The sequence below is a fragment of the Bacillus sp. EKM206B genome, assembly GCF_011066015.1.
Taxonomy (GTDB): Bacteria; Bacillota; Bacilli; order Bacillales; family Bacillaceae; genus Bacillus; species Bacillus velezensis.
In genome coordinates, this window is record NZ_JAAMNL010000012.1 from 1 (window position 1) to 19,787 (window position 19,787).

The 19,787-nt window shown below is 43.8% G+C and carries 19 protein-coding genes; 15 read left to right on the plus strand and 4 right to left on the minus strand.

The genetic code is table 11. The annotated features are described in order from the left end of the window. Positions 1 to 255: 255 nt before the first annotated feature. From thiL to tsaD, 5 genes are read left to right on the plus strand one after another with little or no spacing between them, the layout of a single operon-like run. Positions 256 to 1,233 carry a thiamine-phosphate kinase gene (gene thiL, locus G9F50_RS17520; protein WP_060562936.1) on the plus strand — a complete coding sequence of 326 codons (978 nt, stop codon included), beginning with the start codon at positions 256 to 258 and terminating at the stop codon, positions 1,231 to 1,233. Between the two features lie 15 nt (positions 1,234 to 1,248). Further along, positions 1,249 to 1,725, plus strand: a complete 477-nt coding sequence (tsaE, locus tag G9F50_RS17525) for a tRNA (adenosine(37)-N6)-threonylcarbamoyltransferase complex ATPase subunit type 1 TsaE (protein ID WP_007408853.1) — start codon at positions 1,249 to 1,251, stop codon at positions 1,723 to 1,725. After that, on the plus strand, positions 1,706 to 2,395 hold the full coding sequence (gene tsaB / locus G9F50_RS17530) for a tRNA (adenosine(37)-N6)-threonylcarbamoyltransferase complex dimerization subunit type 1 TsaB (protein WP_060562937.1): 690 nt from the start codon (positions 1,706 to 1,708) through the stop codon (positions 2,393 to 2,395). The genes tsaE and tsaB overlap by 20 nt, the downstream gene beginning before the upstream one ends. A gap of 10 nt (positions 2,396 to 2,405) precedes the next feature. Continuing rightward, complete coding sequence (gene rimI, locus G9F50_RS17535; RefSeq protein ID WP_003155993.1) at positions 2,406 to 2,861, plus strand: ribosomal protein S18-alanine N-acetyltransferase; 456 nt, start codon at positions 2,406 to 2,408, stop codon at positions 2,859 to 2,861. After that, on the plus strand, positions 2,854 to 3,894 hold the full coding sequence (tsaD, locus tag G9F50_RS17540; protein WP_020955419.1) for a tRNA (adenosine(37)-N6)-threonylcarbamoyltransferase complex transferase subunit TsaD: 1,041 nt from the start codon (positions 2,854 to 2,856) through the stop codon (positions 3,892 to 3,894). Before rimI ends, tsaD begins: the two co-directional genes overlap by 8 nt. Positions 3,895 to 4,116: 222 nt before the next feature. Here tsaD and G9F50_RS17545 read toward each other — a convergent pair whose 3' ends face one another. Continuing rightward, positions 4,117 to 6,045 (minus strand): ABC-F family ATP-binding cassette domain-containing protein, encoded by a 1,929-nt coding sequence (locus G9F50_RS17545; protein ID WP_043021609.1) that lies wholly within the window; start codon positions 6,043 to 6,045, stop codon positions 4,117 to 4,119. A 139-nt stretch (positions 6,046 to 6,184) separates the two neighbouring features. Here G9F50_RS17545 and moaC point away from each other — a divergent pair, with 139 nt between their 5' ends. From moaC to tatC, 4 genes are read left to right on the plus strand one after another with little or no spacing between them, the layout of a single operon-like run. Then, the gene (gene moaC / locus G9F50_RS17550; RefSeq protein WP_003155986.1) at positions 6,185 to 6,697 is read left to right on the plus strand and encodes a cyclic pyranopterin monophosphate synthase MoaC; all 513 of its coding nucleotides are present in this window, start codon (positions 6,185 to 6,187) and stop codon (positions 6,695 to 6,697) included. Next, on the plus strand, positions 6,694 to 7,341 hold the full coding sequence (locus G9F50_RS17555; protein WP_003155984.1) for a redox-sensing transcriptional repressor Rex: 648 nt from the start codon (positions 6,694 to 6,696) through the stop codon (positions 7,339 to 7,341). The genes moaC and G9F50_RS17555 overlap by 4 nt, the downstream gene beginning before the upstream one ends. Positions 7,342 to 7,359: 18 nt before the next feature. Next, positions 7,360 to 7,530 carry a twin-arginine translocase TatA/TatE family subunit gene (locus G9F50_RS17560; RefSeq protein WP_003155981.1) on the plus strand — a complete coding sequence of 57 codons (171 nt, stop codon included), beginning with the start codon at positions 7,360 to 7,362 and terminating at the stop codon, positions 7,528 to 7,530. A 6-nt stretch (positions 7,531 to 7,536) separates the two neighbouring features. Beyond that, the gene (gene tatC / locus G9F50_RS17565) at positions 7,537 to 8,298 is read left to right on the plus strand and encodes a twin-arginine translocase subunit TatC (protein ID WP_101536304.1); all 762 of its coding nucleotides are present in this window, start codon (positions 7,537 to 7,539) and stop codon (positions 8,296 to 8,298) included. A 37-nt stretch (positions 8,299 to 8,335) separates the two neighbouring features. On the opposite strand, the gene G9F50_RS17570 is transcribed toward tatC, so the two are convergent. Then, positions 8,336 to 8,527 (minus strand): YdiK family protein, encoded by a 192-nt coding sequence (locus tag G9F50_RS17570; protein WP_003155975.1) that lies wholly within the window; start codon positions 8,525 to 8,527, stop codon positions 8,336 to 8,338. After that, positions 8,524 to 9,258: a CPBP family intramembrane glutamic endopeptidase gene (locus G9F50_RS17575; RefSeq protein WP_003155972.1), complete on the minus strand. Its 735-nt coding sequence runs from the start codon at positions 9,256 to 9,258 to the stop codon at positions 8,524 to 8,526. Before G9F50_RS17575 ends, G9F50_RS17570 begins: the two co-directional genes overlap by 4 nt. Positions 9,259 to 9,494: 236 nt before the next feature. Between G9F50_RS17575 and groES the strand changes: the two genes are divergently transcribed. The 5 genes from groES to G9F50_RS17600 all read left to right on the plus strand — a co-directional run bounded on the left by groES (position 9,495) and on the right by G9F50_RS17600 (position 15,835). Continuing rightward, a complete protein-coding gene (gene groES / locus G9F50_RS17580; RefSeq protein ID WP_003155970.1) occupies positions 9,495 to 9,779 on the plus strand; it encodes a co-chaperone GroES in 285 nt (94 codons plus the stop codon). Positions 9,780 to 9,820: 41 nt separating this feature from the next. Then, positions 9,821 to 11,455 carry a chaperonin GroEL gene (groL, locus tag G9F50_RS17585; protein WP_003155941.1) on the plus strand — a complete coding sequence of 545 codons (1,635 nt, stop codon included), beginning with the start codon at positions 9,821 to 9,823 and terminating at the stop codon, positions 11,453 to 11,455. A 324-nt stretch (positions 11,456 to 11,779) separates the two neighbouring features. After that, the gene (locus G9F50_RS17590; RefSeq protein WP_060562939.1) at positions 11,780 to 14,065 is read left to right on the plus strand and encodes a glycoside hydrolase domain-containing protein; all 2,286 of its coding nucleotides are present in this window, start codon (positions 11,780 to 11,782) and stop codon (positions 14,063 to 14,065) included. Between the two features lie 85 nt (positions 14,066 to 14,150). Then, the gene (locus tag G9F50_RS17595; protein ID WP_172587000.1) at positions 14,151 to 14,723 is read left to right on the plus strand and encodes a hypothetical protein; all 573 of its coding nucleotides are present in this window, start codon (positions 14,151 to 14,153) and stop codon (positions 14,721 to 14,723) included. Positions 14,724 to 15,445: 722 nt separating this feature from the next. Continuing rightward, positions 15,446 to 15,835: a hypothetical protein gene (locus G9F50_RS17600; RefSeq protein ID WP_007408864.1), complete on the plus strand. Its 390-nt coding sequence runs from the start codon at positions 15,446 to 15,448 to the stop codon at positions 15,833 to 15,835. A 196-nt stretch (positions 15,836 to 16,031) separates the two neighbouring features. Here G9F50_RS17600 and G9F50_RS17605 read toward each other — a convergent pair whose 3' ends face one another. Further along, the gene (locus G9F50_RS17605; protein WP_060562942.1) at positions 16,032 to 18,509 is read right to left on the minus strand and encodes an NB-ARC domain-containing protein; all 2,478 of its coding nucleotides are present in this window, start codon (positions 18,507 to 18,509) and stop codon (positions 16,032 to 16,034) included. Positions 18,510 to 18,709: 200 nt separating this feature from the next. Between G9F50_RS17605 and gutB the strand changes: the two genes are divergently transcribed. Continuing rightward, positions 18,710 to 19,771 carry a sorbitol dehydrogenase gene (gutB, locus tag G9F50_RS17610; RefSeq protein WP_060562944.1) on the plus strand — a complete coding sequence of 354 codons (1,062 nt, stop codon included), beginning with the start codon at positions 18,710 to 18,712 and terminating at the stop codon, positions 19,769 to 19,771. The last annotated feature ends 16 nt before the right edge of the window (positions 19,772 to 19,787 follow it).

Sequence of the window (19,787 nt, forward strand, 5' to 3'; positions counted from 1 at the left end):
CGGTAGTTCAGTTGGTTAGAATGCCTGCCTGTCACGCAGGAGGTCGCGGGTTCGAGTCCCGTCCGGACCGCCATTTTTATTGTAAACGAAACGATCATGTTTTCGTTTTTTTTGTGTTTTCTTTTAAATGCTGGCAGCTTGGTATCTAACCAAGCTTTCTTTTATATCGTTAAAGTCTTGGATATTGAAACATAATCCGATACACTAGAAAGAGCTGTATTTCACAAGAGCGTCATAAAGGGAGACGGGAGATATATGGATGAGTTTGATTTGATTCACAGTATTACGCCGCATTCGCATTATCATCCTTCCGTCGATGTAGGGATCGGTGATGATGGTGCGGTTTATACAGCATCACCCCATATGCAGCAAATTGTCTGCCTTGATACAATGGTGGAGAATGTCCATTTTAAATTAGAGTATTCCTCTCCTCATGATATCGGTTATAAGGCGCTTGCTGTTAACATTAGTGACGTGGCGGCGATGGGAGGCATTTCGAAGTTTTATTTGGTTTCTCTAGCGGTTCCTTCTTGCTGGCAGAAAGCTGACGTCCAGGCAATGTATGAAGGAATGGCGGAACTGGCGAAACTATATCAAATGGATTTGATCGGGGGAGATACCGTCTCCGCTTCCGGTCAAGCCGTAATAACCGTTACTGTCATCGGAGAAGTTGAGAAGGATCGCGCTTGTCTGCGAAGCTCGGCAAGACCCGGGGATGTTGTGTTTGTTACGGGGGATATCGGCTCGTCCGCAGCAGGACTGTCTCTTTTGTTGGGAGAAACACTCCCTTCTGCTTTTCATACGAGTGATTATTTTATCCGAAAACATAAACGGCCCGTTCCGAGAGTTCAGGTCGGCCGCTTCTGCTCTCAGCTTCAGCGCGCGGCTCTGAATGATATCAGTGACGGATTGGCCAGTGAGCTGCATGAAATAGCTGAGGCAAGTTCAGTTACGATAGAAATTGAAGAACAACTTCTGCCGGTGCATCCGGATTTGCCTGAGGCAGATTCTGAGTGGAAGAAATGGGTGTTATTCGGCGGTGAAGATTTTGAATTGGTTGGAACGGTTTCTCAGCAAGAGTGGATTTCTTTGCTTGATTACTGCACTCAATCGGGCATTCCGATTGCGAAGATAGGAGCGGTGTCTGAACGGAAGGAAGCATGTGTTCTTTTGACAGCCAATGATCAGAGACAAATCGTCCTTGAGAAAAAAGGATACAATCATTTTAAATAAGACGGGTGACTCACTTTGAAGACATTACAATGGAGAACGAAAAACCCCGAAGAAACGAAAGCCGTAGCCAAGCTTGCCGCTTCTTTGGCAAAGCCGGGAGACATTTTGACACTGGAAGGCGACTTAGGCGCGGGAAAAACGACTTTTACAAAGGGTTTTGCCGAAGGACTGGGAATCACGAGAGTGGTAAACAGCCCGACTTTTACAATTATAAAAGAATACCATGACGGTTCGCTTCCTCTATATCATATGGATGTGTATCGTATGGAGGATGAAAGCGAAGACTTAGGGCTTGAAGAATATTTTGAGGGACAAGGCGTCTGTTTAATTGAATGGGCTCATTTAATTCAGGATCAGCTGCCTGCTGAACGGCTGCAGATCGTCATCACAAGAGCCGGTGATGAGGCAAGGGACATTACCTTTACGGCTTGCGGAACACGGTATGAAACGCTTTGTGAGGAGATAAATAAACATGACAATACTGGCAATTGATACGTCAAATTACACGTTGGGTGCCGCGCTCGTTCGTGACAAAACGGTGATGGCGGAGTATATTACATATTTAAAAAAGAATCATTCCGTGCGGGCCATGCCTGCTGTCAATTCATTGCTGAAGGATTGCGGCCTAACACCGCAGGACCTTACGAAAATAGCGGTGGCGAAAGGACCGGGATCGTACACAGGTGTCAGAATCGGTGTGACGCTGGCAAAAACATTGGCATGGTCGCTGAAGCTTCCGGTTTCCGCTGTCTCGAGTCTGGAGGTGCTGGCGGCTAACGGACGGCACTTTCAAGGACTGATCTGCCCGTTATTTGATGCCCGGCGCGGACAGGTATATACGGGACTTTATAAATATCAGGACGGCCGATTACAATCCGTTCTTCCAGATCAGAATGTCCTTTTGACTGACTGGCTCGGCATGCTGAAAGAAAAAGCGTCTCCGGTTTTATTTTTAGGACACGATACAGCCATTCATGAAGAAACCATTCTGCATGAATTGACATCTCAAGCAGTGATTGGAACGGCTGCACAGCATAATCCGCGGCCGTCAGAGCTGGCGTTTTTAGGCTTAGAAAAAGAGGAAGCGGATGTCCACAGCCTTGTTCCGGATTATTTGCGTCTGGCAGAGGCTGAAGCGAAATGGATGGAATCTCAAAAATAGGGTGATAGGGATGAAAACGAAAACGGCGATTCGAAGCATGCGTCCGGAAGATATTGATCAAATTTATGAAATTGAAACAGCATCCTTTACTTCTCCGTGGACGAAGGATTCATTTTATCATGAGCTTTTGGAAAATCCGTATGCCCACTACCTTGTCATTGAAAAGGACGGCTGTCTGGCGGGGTATTGCGGAATCTGGATTATTATAGATGACGCGCAGATTACGAACATAGCCATTAAGCCGGAATATCGGGGCCAATCATTGGGAGAAGCGCTGTTTCGCTCTGCGATAGAATTGTGCAGAGAAAAAAAGGCAAGAAGGCTCTCTCTCGAAGTCAGGGTCTCAAATCATCCCGCCCAATCCTTATATAAAAAATTCGGTCTTCAGGCCGGAGGAATCAGAAAACAATACTATACAGATAACGGAGAAGATGCGTTATTAATGTGGGTGACATTACATGAGTGAAAAACAAGATATTTATGTATTAGGAATCGAAACAAGCTGTGATGAAACAGCGGCCTCGGTCGTAAAAAACGGGAATGAAATTATTTCAAACGTTGTCGCTTCTCAAATTGAAAGCCATAAACGTTTCGGCGGGGTCGTGCCTGAAATAGCGTCCAGACATCATGTGGAGCAGATTACCCTTGTGATTGAGGAAGCTCTTTCAAAAGCGGAGATGGGCTTTGATGACCTTGATGCGATTGCCGTAACGGAAGGACCCGGACTTGTCGGAGCCCTGTTAATCGGAGTCAATGCGGCAAAGGCGTTAAGCTTTGCCCATCAAATACCGCTAGTCGGCGTCCATCACATCGCGGGCCATATTTATGCAAACAGGCTGATAGGAGAGCTTCAATTCCCGGCGCTTGCTTTGGTTGTGTCAGGCGGACATACGGAATTGGTTTATATGAAAGAGCACGGTTCATTCGAGGTTATCGGTGAAACGCTGGATGATGCCGCAGGCGAAGCTTACGACAAAGTGGCAAGAACAATGGGGCTTCCTTATCCGGGAGGGCCGCAGATTGATAAGCTGGCTGCTGTGGGAACGGATTCCATTCCGCTTCCGCGTGCGTGGCTGGAAGAAGGGTCTTACAATTTCAGCTTCAGCGGCCTAAAATCAGCCGTGATTAACACGCTTCATAACGCCTCGCAAAAAAATGAGGTGATTCCTCCGGAGGATCTTGCCGCAAGCTTTCAGCAGAGTGTCATTGATGTACTGACGGCAAAAACCTCTAAGGCCGCGAAAGAATACGGGGTTAAACAAGTGCTGCTGGCAGGGGGCGTAGCCGCTAACAAAGGGCTGAGAGCCGCACTGCAGCAGGAATTCAGCCATTCGGGAGATCCCGAGCTTGTCATCCCGCCGCTTTCCTTATGTACGGACAATGCAGCGATGATTGCGGCTGCCGGAACCGTTGCTTTTGAAAAGGGGATTCGGGGCTCATATGATATGAACGGACAGCCCGGTTTGGAATTAACATCTTTTGATCGTCTCACGTTGTAAAACGTGAGGCTTTTTTTACTTATTAACAGATAATTCTAACATATCCACAGGATTGTGAATATATCCAGAAATCCAGGCTGGATAAGGGGCTGTAAGTTGTTAGTAAAGTAGATAAAGTCAGAAAATTTTGTGGATAGTGTGTATAACACGCTTACTTACATGGCTGACAAGGAGGATAGCTGTGGATAAAAAAGCACCCCTTAAAGAGGTGCTTGACTTTTTCTATTCTTCTGAGGAGAGTTCCTCCCATTCTGCTAATAAGTTTTCGAGCTCATGATTCAGAGCTTCATTCTCCGCGTGAATGGTCTGTACCTTTTCATGATCCTGATACACGTCAGGATCGCACAGCAGCTCCTCATTGGCGCTGATTTTCTCTTCGGCGGATGAGACGGCTGCTTCAATTTCTTCAATGCGTCTCAGGCGCTGCCGTTCTTTCTTCTTCCATTCTTTTTCTTCCTCGTAAGTTCTTTTCGTATCCTGTTTGACCTTGCCGGCAGGCTGAGCCTGCTCCTTTTCCTGCCGCTTCATTTCTTCCAGTTCCAGCTGCTGGGCTTTTTTCTCGGTGTAATAGTCATAGTCACCCAAATATTCTTCTGCATGATCCGGAGACAGCTCCAGCACCCTTGTGGCGATCCTGTTAATAAAGTAGCGGTCATGCGATACAAATAACAGTGTTCCCGGATAGTCGATCAGGGCGTTTTCCAGCACTTCTTTACTGTCCAGATCAAGGTGGTTTGTCGGTTCATCAAGGATGAGAAAGTTTGCTTTTTGCAGCATCAGCTTGGCAAGCGCGACTCTTGCTTTCTCACCGCCGCTTAACGAGCGGACCGGTTTCAGGACATCGTCTCCGCTGAACAGGAAGTTGCCGAGGCATGTTCTGATCTCTTTTTCCGGCATGTCCGGATATTCATCCCACAGCTCGTCCAACACGCGTTTGGACGAGGTCAGTTCAGCCTGCTCCTGATCATAATAGCCGATTGTGACATTGGAACCGTACGTGATCGATCCGGATTCGGGGCTGAGCGTGTTCATAATGGTTTTCAGCAAGGTTGATTTGCCGATTCCGTTCGGTCCGACGAGGGCGGCGCTTTCGCCTCTTGTAATGCCGAAGGTCAGGTTTTTCAAGAGCGGCGGCTGGCCGTCATAGCTGATGGAAACATCCTGTACGCGCAGGACGTCGTTTCCGCTCTGTTTTGTAATGTCAAAACGGAAGGCGGCTGATTTTTCATCCCCGAGCGGCTTTGCCATGACGTCCATCCGTTCAAGCTGTTTTCGTCTGCTTTGGGCTCTTTTCGTTGTAGAAGCTCTGGCCAGATTGCGGTCGACAAAATCTTGAAGCTTGGCGATTTCGTCTTGCTGTTTTTCATACAGCTTCAGGTCTTTCTCATACTGCTCAGCTTTTTGTTCTAAATAGGCGCTGTAGTTGCCGAGGTATTTTTTGCTTTCTGTCCGTGAGACCTCGTACACTTGGCTGACGACTTTATCAAGAAAGTATCTGTCGTGGGAAACGATCAGGATGGCGCCTGAATATCCCTGTAAATAATGCTCAAGCCATGTAAGCGTATCGATGTCGAGATGGTTCGTCGGTTCATCCAGAATAAGGAGATCAGGCTGGGTCAGCAGCAGTTTTCCGAGCGCAAGTCTTGTTTTCTGACCGCCGCTCAGGCTTTGCACTTTCACGGAATCGTCAAATTTTCCGAAGCCGAGGCCGTGAAGGATAGATCGGACATCCGCTTCATATTGATAGCCGCCTTTATCCTTGAAATCCTGCTGAAGCCTGTCATAGGTTTTCATCAGCGTCTCAAGCTCCGCGGGGGCGGCCGTGGCCATCTTTTCTTCAATAGAGCGCATTTCTTTTTCCATTGCTTTCAGGAAATCAAAAACGCTCAGCAGTTCTTCTTTTATGGTAAGCTGGGATTCCAAGCCTGTGTGCTGGGCGAGATATCCCATCGTTAATTCTTTCGGTTTGATTAATTCACCCTTTTCATATGAAAGGTGACCTGCGATAATTTTAAGGAGAGTTGATTTGCCGGCTCCGTTTCTGCCTACTATGGCGATGCGATCCCGAGATCTGACTTCAAGCTTTATATTGTTTAAAATAGGATCAGCGCCAAAAGATTTGGATAGCTGATTAATTTGTAAGATCATCATATTATTTCACCTCTGTTATAATAAGTTAAGTGTAGCTTATCAACCTGCTGTCAGCAAACAATACATCAGAATTGGAACATTATAGGATAAGACATCAGGGAGAAAATAGTGTATGATCAGAAGTAAGGAGAGTTTAAATATGAATGGATTTTCTCATTTTAATGAAGAAGGCCGTGCCCGCATGGTGGATATAAGCGATAAATCTTCAACAGTCCGTACTGCCGCTGCGATATCCAGCGTACACATGAAGCATGACGTGTACAGCAGAATCAAAAACCGCGAGATCGGAAAAGGAGACGTGCTGGCTGTCGCACAGGTGGCAGGAATTATGGCCGCAAAGCAGACGTCAGCGATTATCCCGATGTGCCACCCGCTTTCTTTAAGCAGCGTCGACATTTCATTCGGCTGGGAGGAAAAGGATTCCGAAGCCGTTCTTCATATACAGGCAAGCGTAAAAACGAAAGGGAGTACAGGTGTGGAAATGGAAGCGCTAACTTCCGCTTCAGTCTGCGCTTTGACCGTTTATGACATGTGCAAGGCGCTGGATAAAGGAATGGTCATCGGCCCGACCTGCCTCATGGAAAAGACAGGAGGCAAAAACGGTGATTTTAAAAGAGATGCATCTGAGTATAAAGTGGAGGACCAATCATGAACAAGGATCAATCAAAAATTCCACAGGCGACGGCAAAACGGCTGCCGCTTTATTATCGCTTTTTAAAGAATTTACACGCGTCAGGAAAACAGCGCGTTTCATCAGCTGAACTGAGCGACGCGGTAAAAGTCGATTCGGCCACGATCCGCCGGGATTTTTCCTATTTCGGGGCGCTCGGCAAAAAAGGATACGGCTATAATGTGGATTACCTGCTGTCATTTTTCAGAAAAACACTGGATCAGGATGAAACGACGAACGTCATTTTGATCGGTGTCGGGAATTTAGGGACGGCGTTTCTTCACTATAATTTCACAAAAAATAATAACACAAAAATATCTATGGCTTTTGATGTGAATCAGAGTAAAATAGGAACTGAGGTAGGCGGTGTGCCTGTCTTTGATCTTAATGATTTAGAGCTTCACATTAAGGATGAACCCGTGGCGATTCTTACCGTTCCCGCGGTTGCCGCCCAGTCAATCACCGACCGGCTCGTGTCGCTCGGAATCAAGGGGATCCTTAACTTTACGCCGGCCCGTTTGAATGTGCCGGATCACATTCGAATTCATCATATAGATTTAGCTGTAGAGCTTCAATCATTGGTTTATTTCTTGAAGCATTATTCTGTTTTGGAAGAAATTGAATAGCGAAAGGAGGAGCTGCACATGATCGGTCCTGGAAGCCTGGCGGTTATCGGTGTGGTAGCGGTGATTATTTTCGGTCCGAAGAAGCTTCCCGAATTAGGAAAAGCGGCGGGGGACACGCTTCGTGAATTTAAGAACGCTACTAAGGGATTAGCCGGTGAAGAAGAGGAAAAAAAGAAAGAAGAACAGTAAGATAGGATGACGCGTATGAGAGTGAATCAAATGACGCTTGTGGAGCATATTGCCGAACTTCGGAAACGATTGCTGATTGTGGCGTTATCCTTTACGGTTTTCTTTATTGCCGGCTTTTTTCTGGCAAAACCTATCATTGTGTATCTTCAAAAAGCCGATGAAGTAAAAGAGCTCACCCTTAATGCTTTTAACCTGATGGATCCGCTGTTTATCTTTTTGCAGTTCGCGTTTATCATCGGCATCATTTTGACTTCGCCGATTATTCTCTATCAGATTTGGGCGTTTGTCAGCCCGGGTCTGTATGAGAAGGAGCGCAAAGTAACACTCAGCTATATTCCGATTTCGATCGTGCTGTTTGTCGGCGGTGTGTCGTTTTCTTATTATATTTTATTTCCGCTGGTCGTTGATTTTATGAAGCGGGTTTCGAATGACCTCGATGTCAACCAGGTGATCGGGATTACCGAATACTTTCATTTTCTGCTGCAGCTGACGATTCCGTTTGGGCTGCTGTTTCAGATGCCGGTGCTGATCATGTTTTTAACGAGACTCGGTGTGATCACGCCGATGTTTTTATCAAAGATCAGGAAGTACGCGTATTTTGTGCTGCTTGTGATCGCCGCGATGATTGCGCCGCCTGAGCTGCTGTCTCACTTGATGATTACCATTCCGCTTTGCATTTTATATGAGATCAGCATTCTTATCTCAAAAGCGGCATATCGGAAAAGGCAGACCGGCAGCAGTGAATCCGATCAGGACGTATCAGCATAAAAAAGCCATTTCTCAATGATGAGAAATGGCTTTTCTTTTATTTTTGATTTTTTTTCACTTTAAATGAGAAAGCGAACATTTTAAACGAGATGCTGATATTATAAGCGGCGAAAACCATCAGCAGTATGGAATAAAAAGACCACATGCTTCCCGGAGAGCTTGCGGCCAAATACGTAAAGATACAGCCGACTGCGAAATAAATCAAGCCCCAAGTCATTGGGTTCCTCATACAAACAATCCTCCAATAATTAATTGCATTTGCTCACTATGCTGTTCAATATATTTTTGGGCGGGGCCGAGCTGCATGACCACGACAATGGTATTCATCATGACATGGGCGAATATCGGCACAATAATCCGTTTCGTCTGCACATACAAGAACGCAAAGGTAAAGCCCATGGCCGTATACAGCAGCAGGTGCGTGAGGTCTTGGTGCACAATGCCGAAAATGACGGAACTGATCAGTCCGGCGATAAAGAAATTCGTTTTTTCATATAATACACCGAAAATGATCTTCCGGAAAATGATTTCTTCAAGAATCGGCCCGACGATAGAAGAAACGATAATCATGAGCGGCATGGCTTTAATAATGTTGAGAATGGCTTTCGTGTTTTCGGAACCGCTGCCCACATGAAAGACATACTGCTCAATCATCCCGGCGATTCCCTGAGAAAATAAAGCGAGCCATATTCCCGCGACCGCCCAGAGAACGGACATGCCGGCGGATGCTTTCTTCCCGTTTCTTAATGTCTGCTTCGGCGCGGTTCTCAAAATCAAGAGAACGATAATCAGGCAGATAAAAAAGCTTACGACGGAATAAATCCCCTGAGCCATGGTGAGATTCGCATTCGTAGGGTGCCCGCCCGCATAGCCGAATTTGTACATTAAAGGAATGCCGATCAATGCGGAAAGCTGCATGATAACATATGTCAAAATGATATACCAATACTGTTTTCTCAAATGATATGTACTCCTTTATCCTATAAAATCAACTTATTTGTTCTTATTGTAACACAAGTGAACTTGACGTGAAAAAAGGAGAAAATCAGTGTGAGAGAGAATCATGTAAGCGTGAAAATTTTTTATTCTTATGACTTGAAATTGGAAGTGAGATTCTTTATTATAATAACTGTGTTAGCACTCTTTAGAGCTGAGTGCTAAAATTACATATTCATACTATTGAGGAGGTTATTACATTGTTAAAGCCATTAGGTGATCGCGTTGTCATTGAACTCGTAGAATCTGAAGAAAAAACTGCCAGCGGAATCGTATTACCGGATTCTGCAAAAGAAAAGCCGCAAGAAGGCAAAATCGTGGCAGCCGGTTCAGGTCGCGTGTTGGAAAGCGGAGAGCGCGTTGCTTTAGAAGTAAAAGAGGGCGACCGCATTATCTTCTCAAAATACGCCGGTACTGAAGTGAAATACGAAGGTACTGAATACTTAATCTTACGTGAAAGCGACATTTTAGCTGTTATCGGCTAAGCAAATAAATATTTTTAAAAATTCGAGGAGGTTTCGTTAACATGGCAAAAGATATTAAGTTTAGTGAAGAAGCACGCCGCGCTATGCTTCGCGGTGTCGATGCGCTTGCTGACGCTGTAAAAGTAACTTTAGGGCCAAAAGGACGCAACGTGGTTCTGGAGAAAAAATTCGGTTCTCCGTTAATTACAAATGACGGTGTGACAATCGCAAAAGAAATTGAACTTGAAGATGCGTTTGAAAACATGGGTGCGAAGCTTGTAGCTGAAGTAGCCAGCAAAACAAACGACGTTGCCGGTGACGGTACGACGACTGCGACTGTACTTGCGCAGGCTATGATCCGCGAAGGCCTTAAAAACGTAACTGCGGGGGCTAACCCTGTCGGCGTGCGTAAAGGTATGGAACAAGCCGTGACTGTAGCAATCGAAAACTTAAAAGAAATTTCTAAGCCGATCGAAGGCAAAGAGTCTATCGCTCAGGTTGCTGCGATCTCTGCTGCTGATGAGGAAGTCGGAAGCCTTATCGCTGAAGCAATGGAGCGCGTAGGAAACGACGGCGTCATCACAATCGAAGAGTCTAAAGGATTCACAACTGAGCTTGAAGTTGTTGAAGGTATGCAATTCGACCGCGGATATGCGTCTCCTTACATGGTGACTGACTCTGATAAGATGGAAGCGGTTCTTGACAATCCTTACATCTTAATCACAGACAAAAAAATCACAAACATCCAAGAAATCCTTCCTGTGCTTGAGCAAGTTGTACAGCAAGGCAAACCATTGCTTCTGATCGCTGAAGATGTTGAAGGGGAAGCGCTTGCTACACTCGTTGTCAACAAACTTCGCGGCACATTCAACGCTGTTGCCGTTAAAGCTCCTGGCTTCGGTGACCGCCGTAAAGCAATGCTTGAAGACATCTCTGTTCTTACAGGCGGAGAAGTAATCACAGAAGACTTAGGCCTTGACCTGAAATCTACTGAAATCGGACAATTGGGACGCGCTTCTAAAGTTGTGGTAACGAAAGAAAACACAACAATCGTAGAAGGCGCCGGCGACACTGAAAAAATCGCTGCACGCGTCAACCAAATCCGCGCTCAAGTGGAAGAAACAACTTCTGAATTCGACAGAGAAAAATTACAAGAGCGTCTTGCGAAACTTGCCGGCGGCGTAGCTGTCATCAAAGTCGGCGCTGCGACTGAAACTGAGCTGAAAGAGCGTAAACTTCGCATCGAAGACGCCCTCAACTCAACTCGCGCAGCTGTTGAAGAAGGTATCGTATCCGGCGGTGGTACAGCGCTTGTCAACGTATACAACAAAGTCGCTGCAGTGGAAGCTGAAGGCGATGCGCAAACAGGTATCAACATCGTGCTTCGCGCGCTTGAAGAGCCGATCCGTCAAATCGCGCACAATGCAGGTCTTGAAGGATCTGTCATCGTTGAGCGCCTGAAAAACGAAAAAATCGGCGTAGGCTTCAACGCTGCAACTGGCGAATGGGTAAACATGATCGAAAAAGGTATCGTTGACCCGACAAAAGTTACACGTTCAGCCCTGCAAAACGCAGCTTCTGTAGCAGCAATGCTCTTAACAACTGAAGCGGTTGTCGCTGACAAACCGGAAGAAAACGCCGGCGGCGCAGGAATGCCTGACATGGGCGGCATGGGCGGTATGGGCGGCATGATGTAAAAAATTATGATCCCTGTTTAACATAAGGGTTTTCCAGAGTAACGCCATATCGAAGTCTCTCACAAGTTCAATGAATTTGTGAGGGGCTTTTTTTTATTTCTATCAATCATCTCAAATTACGAATAAATTATTCTCATTTATTCAAGTTAGCATCAAGGCATATGACTTTGTTACAAATCTTTTAAAAGGATTTATGTTCATAGGCGATTTGCTGATTTTTATTCTTTGCATCTTTTGAAGTAAGAGCAGATATTCTTATTTTGTCATACGTTTGCCACCTTTAAATGAAAGTACTTTACTAACAAAAAATAAGGAGTGGAAACAATGGATGAAATGGTACGAAAAGTTCAACAATGGGTAAATCTTGTTTACTTAAACAAGCCAGGTTATGTAAAAATCGATGAAAATGGAAAAACAGGGTGGCCTGTGATTGAGGCTTTGATTACAGGATTACAAATTGAAGAAGGAATTACGTCAACTACTGGAACATTTGGACCAGCTACTATGGCAAAATGTCCTACATTATCAACTAAATCTAATTCTTCGAATGAAAAAACAAGAAATCAAATTATGATTCTTCAAGGTGCATTGTATTGCAAGGGATATAATCCAACTGGTTTTACAGGAACCTATGGTGATGGTACAAAGGCTGCTATAAAAAAATTTCAAACTGATGCAGGGTTGTCTAATCAAGATGGAATTGCAACTCCTATAATCTTTAAAGCGTTATTAAATATGGACGCTTTTGTAAATGTAGGAGATGCCAAAATTCGTAATATTCAACAAGAGTTGAATCGGAAATATTATAAGGTCACTGGCCTTAATCCATGTGACGGTAGATACTCCCGACAAACTAATGAGGCTTTAATTTATGCACTTCAGGTCGAAGAAGGAATAGCAGAACCAACTGGAACATTTGGACCTGCTACAAAATCAAAATGCCCGACAATCTCAATGGGTAGCACAAAAGCTAATTTTGTAAAGCTCTTACAATATGCTTTGTACTGTAATAATCGTAATCCAGGAAGATTTGATGGTATCTTCGATGAAAATATGAGAACAGCACTTATTAATTTTCAAAAGTTTTCAGCATTACCTGCCGATGGAGTAGCAGGAATGCAGACCTGGGCATCTCTTTTAGTAAGCAAAGGTGACGAAGATAGGAAAGGAACAGCTTGTGATTGTGCCACACCAATTAATGCTGCCAGAGCAGCAACTTTGAAATCCAACGGGTATACAACGGTTGGGAGATACCTTACTGGATCGTATCAGATGACGTTGCCTGAATTAGAGACTATATTTGCTGCAGGGCTTAGCGTATTTCCAATTTACGAGAGAAATTCAATTCAAGCTTCTTATTTTACAGAAACTCAAGGGGTATTCGATGCCAGAGCAGCTATTGGTGCGGCTAAGGGATTTGGTTTTAAAGAAAATACTATTATTTATTTTACAGTAGATTACGACGCTGTTGACGGTGAGGTTACCAGTCGTATACTCCCTTATTTTAAAGCAATTAAAAGGACATTTGCCCAACTCAATAGTGGTTATCAAATTGGTATTTATGGCGCGAGAAATGTTTGTAGCCGTGTGGCCGCAGCAGGTTACTCAGTCAGTAGTTTTGTATGTGATATGTCTTCAGGATTTAGCGGTAACCGCGGCTATTCACTTCCCACTGATTGGGCATTTGACCAAATTAAAACAAGGAGTATAGGGGATGGGCTTGGGAAAATAGAGATTGATAATAATATCTCATCGGGCAAGGATAAAGGCGTTAATTCTATAGTTTATAATAAAGAAAATAGTAACGATTATGTTTCGACGACAAATAATAAGTTCTTCGATCAATTAAAAGTTTTATATAATACAGCAGTAGATTATGTTACTAAAAAGGAAGAAAATAAACCTAATCCGGTCGGGAATATTACTCAACAGGCAAATGAATTAGTTGCCCAGTATCTAAGAAAAGATGAATATGATGGTTTATTGTGGATTTTAACAGCGGATTTTATTGACTCAGATTTTGTTAAAATAGCTGATGACGTATTGAAGGGACAAGAAAAGAGAATCCTGATAGATCCAATTTCTAAACTGACACTAGATAACGCACATATGATGGCCACTTTTAATGCAATAATTCATAGTTCTGTAGGAATGATACAAGATCTTGCAGGATGGGCAGGTGATTTAATTACAGTAGGGGGAGACACTGTCCGTTATAATGCTAATTATAAAACAACTTATGATGCTGCAATAGATTTAATAGGAGGTCAAATTGGTTCATTTGGACTTCCGGATTTATTAGGAGATGTAGACGCTGTTAACCTTGCTATGAATACAAGAACAGGGATTGCCTCACAACCAGTTTACAAGGTATTTGAAGAATACTATACTACCGGCTATAGTACAAGATACTCTCAATTTTTCAAAAACAGATTTAATAATTCATTTGAAGCAGTTACTAAGGATGCAGAGTACTATTTAAACACCAACAATCCTGTCTGTTTGGAATTTAAACATCATTTTAATGTTAAGAATTATACCCAAGAGGATGGTCAAGTAATTGCACAAGCATTTGCAGATTGCCTTAAACAAAAAATAAAATCTGAATAATTAATTCTTCCCAAAAGTAAATCGCTGTTTTGATTTACTTTTGGGAAAAGCGTTATAATGCATTATGAGGAGGGCGCATATCATTGTGATACAGTTAAAGAATTTATATAAGGCAGTAGTAGTAATTTTAATAAGTGCCTGTTTTTTATTGTTTAATGGATGGTATTTTCATAAATGTATTATTGATCCGCATTACTACCAATTAACAGATTTTTCGGAAGAAGATATTCAAATTTTTGAGCATTTTTATAATATTGATCTACCTTCAAACACGAAGTTTATTAAAGCTGAGCAGTTTGAAACAGGGATAGGTAATTATTCTGCGATTTTGTACGTATCATTACCTGCCAAAAAGGTAAAGCCTTTAGTTTCTGACTATTCTTATATGCCTATCTTTTATAACAATAGGTATACAGTATTTTATGGTGTTAATATTACAAGCAGCAATAAGGAAACAGCACAAATTACATTTGGAGCGGACGATGGCTCGCTGAATGGATCTTTATGGGGTAAGCAAGTAAGGAATCTCTTAGAATCGAAAGGAAAGTATATTGGCGTTTCAGATGAAACTTATGTTATTTCTGCGTTTATAATTAACATCGTTTTTATTGCATTACTTGTTTGGATCTTGAAAAAGGGCAGAGGAACTAGAGTTTGAATTAAGAAATATTTGAACTCACTAACCATAGAATGTTGATTAGAAATAATTAAGGGGCTTGTGCGTAATTTAAATTTGTAAAGGGAAGAGTTGAGTACTCTGCCAAAAATCGCTTACCCTTAGTTTTTTGTGTGGTAATTGTACTGACACAGGGAACATTAGATCATTTTGTAAATACTTAAGGTTATCTCGGGCAAAAAGAGTTTTCATCGCACAGATCTTATTAAATAATAAAACTAAGTCAATTTAAAATGCAGTTCAAGAGTATTATAATAGTCTTGTTTTCTCAAGATATAAGCTATTTTATAAAAATAAATTTAATAGTAATGAAATAATTCGAGACTGAATGCGAGTAATATTATGATTGGAGAGAATCCTGATATTACAGCGGCAAGGGTAGCCCTAAGGAGTTCAATGCAAATGGAAGTCCCTTATTATACGGAAGAAAAGGGAGAAATTATTGCAAATGCTTTTGCTGATAAAATATTAGACCTTTTAGCAAGTGAATAGAAAAGTTAGAGTAGAGCACCATACATTTCAAAGCTATGAAATAAACAAGATTTTTTTCAAAAGAATCTTAAATTTGCATTAATATTAATAAATTTCTATCAAACGTATTCGTTTTTCAGGAGAAATATATGGAAAAACCTCTGTTTTTTTAGGAGAATATGTTATTATAACTGTGGATTTAAAATATTAAAAAGAAAAGAGGAATTCTAAAGATGAAAAAGTTAGTAATGACCCTGTTTACAGCAGCACTTTTGGGAGTTGCCATTTTCGCAGGTGGGTCAGAAGCATTAGCTATGGATTCGAAAGGTACAATTAAATTTAAAACAGATGCTAATACATATACGAAAAGCGCTACTTCCATTGTGGTTACTGGTACTTTGGCTAGGGATTTAGATAATGGTTTTTCAGTAATTATATTAAATAAAAAAGGTAAAGTAATTGCCAGAAAAGATATTTTGCATCGTATTGGTTCACGTAATTTTCGTGTGAGTTTTTCAACGAAAAATCTTCCTGCAGGTAAGTATGATGTGCAAGTTGGACAGGAATGGGGAGGAAGATATTGGTCAGGTGAACTAAAACATTATATTACAGTACAGCACTAATACGGCTGTATAAGTATTAACCTCTTGTTGTTAAAAAGTTTAACTTTAGAAATTTGTTTTCTGTGAAATATTATTTTTCAATAAAGGTATCTTAATCAATTTACTGTACTGATAAAGATACCTTTTTATCTTTAAAAACAACAAGGTCATGAGTGTTTTTCAAAGCTCGTACCGCTAGCCGCAATGTAGTTGTCTTTTAAATGAGAATATCCATTTGCTCCACCTCACCCCGAATCCCAATCCCAGGCTCCCACGAATCAATCAAACGCATCGCTTTCTGATTCGATTCCATCGCTTTCGTTTTCTCTCCTTTACGATACAACAGCTGTGCCATTCCGTAATAATAGTAGATGAGTTCAACTTGATTGGCGTTATGTTTGTCATAGAGCATTTGTTCAAAGGCTTTTTCCGCTTTTTCGAGCTGATCACACTTTACGTAAGCCATGCCCAGGTTGAAATAGGCTTCTATCGTTTTTTCGCCGCCGTATGCGGCGCTGGTTGTGTTTGCCGCTTCGTATAATGTGATGGCTTCTTCGTAGTGAGAGCGGGCGAAACTCAGGTCGCCGCGGACCAGAAGAACCCTGTGCCGGATAATGGGCGAGACGGGCTGATCTTTGATGCCGTCCAGCATTGCTGCCGCTTTGTCCGGTTCTCCGATTTTTAACAGCAGCCTCGATTGCAGGGCGGTTCCCCATACTTTCAAGTCGTCGTGATCCGGTGCGCCTGATTGTTCGAGTATCTTCAGGCCGGCTTCTATTTGCCTGAGAGCTCCGTCTGAATCGTTGACTTCCATCAGCGCCCACCCTGCCGTGTCGATCCGAAAGTAAGCTTCCCGCGTGTGTTCGCCTGATTGACGGGCGGCATCGGCGGCTTTTAATCCGTATTCGATTCGCAGGGGCAGGTTGATTCTGCTAAGAAAATGGCTGATGCGGATGATGAGTTTGATCAGGATGTCATGTTGTCCGGTTTCACTCGACCATTCGATGACCTTTAGGATGTTCGGCCATTCCTTTTTCATTTGCTCTAAATTCCGTCCCAGCAGATAGCTCCAATAGACAGAATTGGGCCGTTCCCGTTTTAAATGGGTTTCCGCATAATCAATATAATAATGCGCCCAGCGGCTGCGGGCTTCTTTTGCAAATTCGTGATTTTCGGATAAGTGCTGTTCTCCGTAAGCGACAACGGTTTGATGGGCTGCGTATTGAATTCTACCTTCGTTTCGTTCCGGCTGTATTAAAGCATATGACCGCATTTGCTCAATCGTGTAATGAAACCGCCGGACGTCTAATCCGGCCGCTTGAGCCAAGCTTTTTTCATCAGGGGGCTTAGCGAAAAAGCAAAGCGTCTGCCATAGTTTTCGTGTGTCTTCATGACATCTGTCCCATGTGCGGCCAAAGAGAACTTCAAACAATTCCAATAATGAGTAGCCTGCTTGTTTAAGTTCTTGAATGAGCTGCGGAGCGGGGATGTCGTCGTCTGACATGTATGCAATGCTCAGTGCCATGGCCTTCGGGTTGCCGGCGGCTGCCGAGACGAATTCATTCTTAAGGTCAGGCGATAGCTCCAGCAGCTGCTCCAGCTTTTCCCGTTTTTGCGGGAGGTTGCATGTTTGCAGACAGCGGTTCACTTCTTGATGAAAAAAATCAAGGGCATCCGTTTGTTCAAGGCCGCCCAGCTGGATGGCCGCCAATTCCCCGAGGCCATCCAGGTATGTCTGTTTTACGTTTTCCCGTGCCGTAAGGAGGACTTTTACGCCTTGCGGAAGGCCGATGATAAATTCGTGAATGTGACGTTCCGCTGTATCAATGCTGTCAACGATCAGCAATACCGGTTTTTCGTTTGAATGAGCGGCTAATGCATTGCGGACGACGAACCGTTTTTCGTTGATTGATTTGTCAATTTGTTCGGTGCGTCCGAGCTGATAGGCGATCGTGTTTAAAAAATCGCTGAAGCTCAATCCTTTCCAGTCAGTGCTGATCCAGATGATGCTGTTGAATGCCGGCCAGTCTGGTGAACCGCCGGCACAAAGGCAGGCTGCTTCAAGAGCGAGCGTTGTTTTTCCCATGCCGGCCCAGCCCGTGATTAAACAGACCGGTGACGAAGACAGCATCCATTGCCGGATTGCTTCCATATCAAAGTTGCGTCCGATAAAGTTCCCCGTCCGGCGTGACGGTAAGTTATGCGTGACGGACTTTCTTGTAAGCGCATTCGTTTCGTGGCTTGGTCTGTCATGAAACAGCCGCTTTACTGCTTTTTCAACATCTTCATCACTCGGCGCTCCGAATGATCCGTCTTTCCGGAGTATTTTTGCTTTTTTTAGACAAGACGCCGTCCAAACGGGCAATGCGGGTTTGATGACGGGAATGGTTGTGGTTTCCAGAAGGCCGGTCAGCCATTCAGGATCCATATCAGTCTTTTCTATAATGATCCAGATCATGCCGAACAGCTTTCCGTCGTCAATTCGTCCGGGAATGTAGTTTGCGCCCATCTGTCCGATCCAGCTTTTGATCGTGTTAGAGGAAACGCCTATTCGGAGTGCGATTTGATCTATATAAGACTGTCCGGATTTTACGTTCTTTGTCCTTTTAATTTTGAAATCAGGATGATGTTTCAGCGATTTGACGGCAGGCGCCAGCAGTTCTGCAAAATGTGTCCGGTTTTCAAGTTCAGCCATTAGCCTGCACCTCCTATTAGTACTATTTTATCAATTCAGTGTTTTTTGTATATGAAAAAATAAAAAGTACAGTGTGGCTGTCCTTTTATACAGCAGGAAAGGCTGTTGAACGTATGGAAAAGCAGATAAAATAGGGGCAGTAATAGAGAAAACAAAAGTGTATGCACTTACATTTCAAAGCAGAGAAAGGATTTTGCCAAATGACTCACACAGTGCCTCAAAACATGAAAGCGGCGGTTATGCACAACACGAGAGAAATCAAAATCGAAACATTGCCCGTGCCTGAAATCAATCATGATGAAGTGTTGATTAAGGTGATGGCTGTCGGAATTTGCGGATCTGATCTGCATTACTATACAAATGGCAGAATAGGCAATTATGTAGTGGAAAAACCATTTATCCTCGGTCATGAATGCGCGGGAGAAATTGCCGCCGTCGGATCGTCTGTCGATCAATTCAAGGTGGGAGACCGTGTCGCCGTCGAACCCGGTGTCACATGCGGACGCTGTGAGGCGTGTAAGGAGGGGCGTTATAACCTTTGCCCGGATGTACAGTTTTTGGCGACACCGCCGGTTGACGGCGCGTTTGTCCAATATATCAAAATGCGCCAGGACTTTGTTTTCTCGATTCCGGATTCACTATCCTATGAAGATGCGGCTTTGATTGAACCGTTTTCCGTCGGCATTCATGCGGCCTCGAGAACGAAGCTTCAGCCCGGTTCAACGGTTGCGATCATGGGAATGGGCCCTGTGGGGCTGATGGCCGTTGCGGCAGCGAAAGCATACGGGGCAGGCACAATTATTGTGACCGACTTGGAGCCGCTGCGGTTAGAAGCCGCGAAAAAAATGGGCGCGACGCATGTCATTAATGTCCGGGAACAGGACGCCGGTGAAGAAATCAAAACGATGACGAATGGCAGAGGCGTTGATGCTGCCTGGGAAACAGCGGGGAATCCGGCGGCATTGCAATCCGCACTGGCTTCCGTGCGCCGGGGCGGAAAACTGGCGATTGTCGGTTTGCCTTCTCAGAACGAGATTCCGCTCAATGTGCCGTTTATTGCAGATAACGAGATTGATATATACGGAATCTTCCGTTATGCGAATACGTATCCGAAGGGAATTGAATTTCTCGCTTCCGGCATAGTGGACACGAAGCATCTTGTAACGGACCAATATCCGTTGGAGCAGACGCAAGAGGCGATGGAACGGGCCTTTCAATACAAAAATGAATGCTTAAAAGTGATGGTGTATCCAAATCGCTGAGTGAACGGGGAGGATC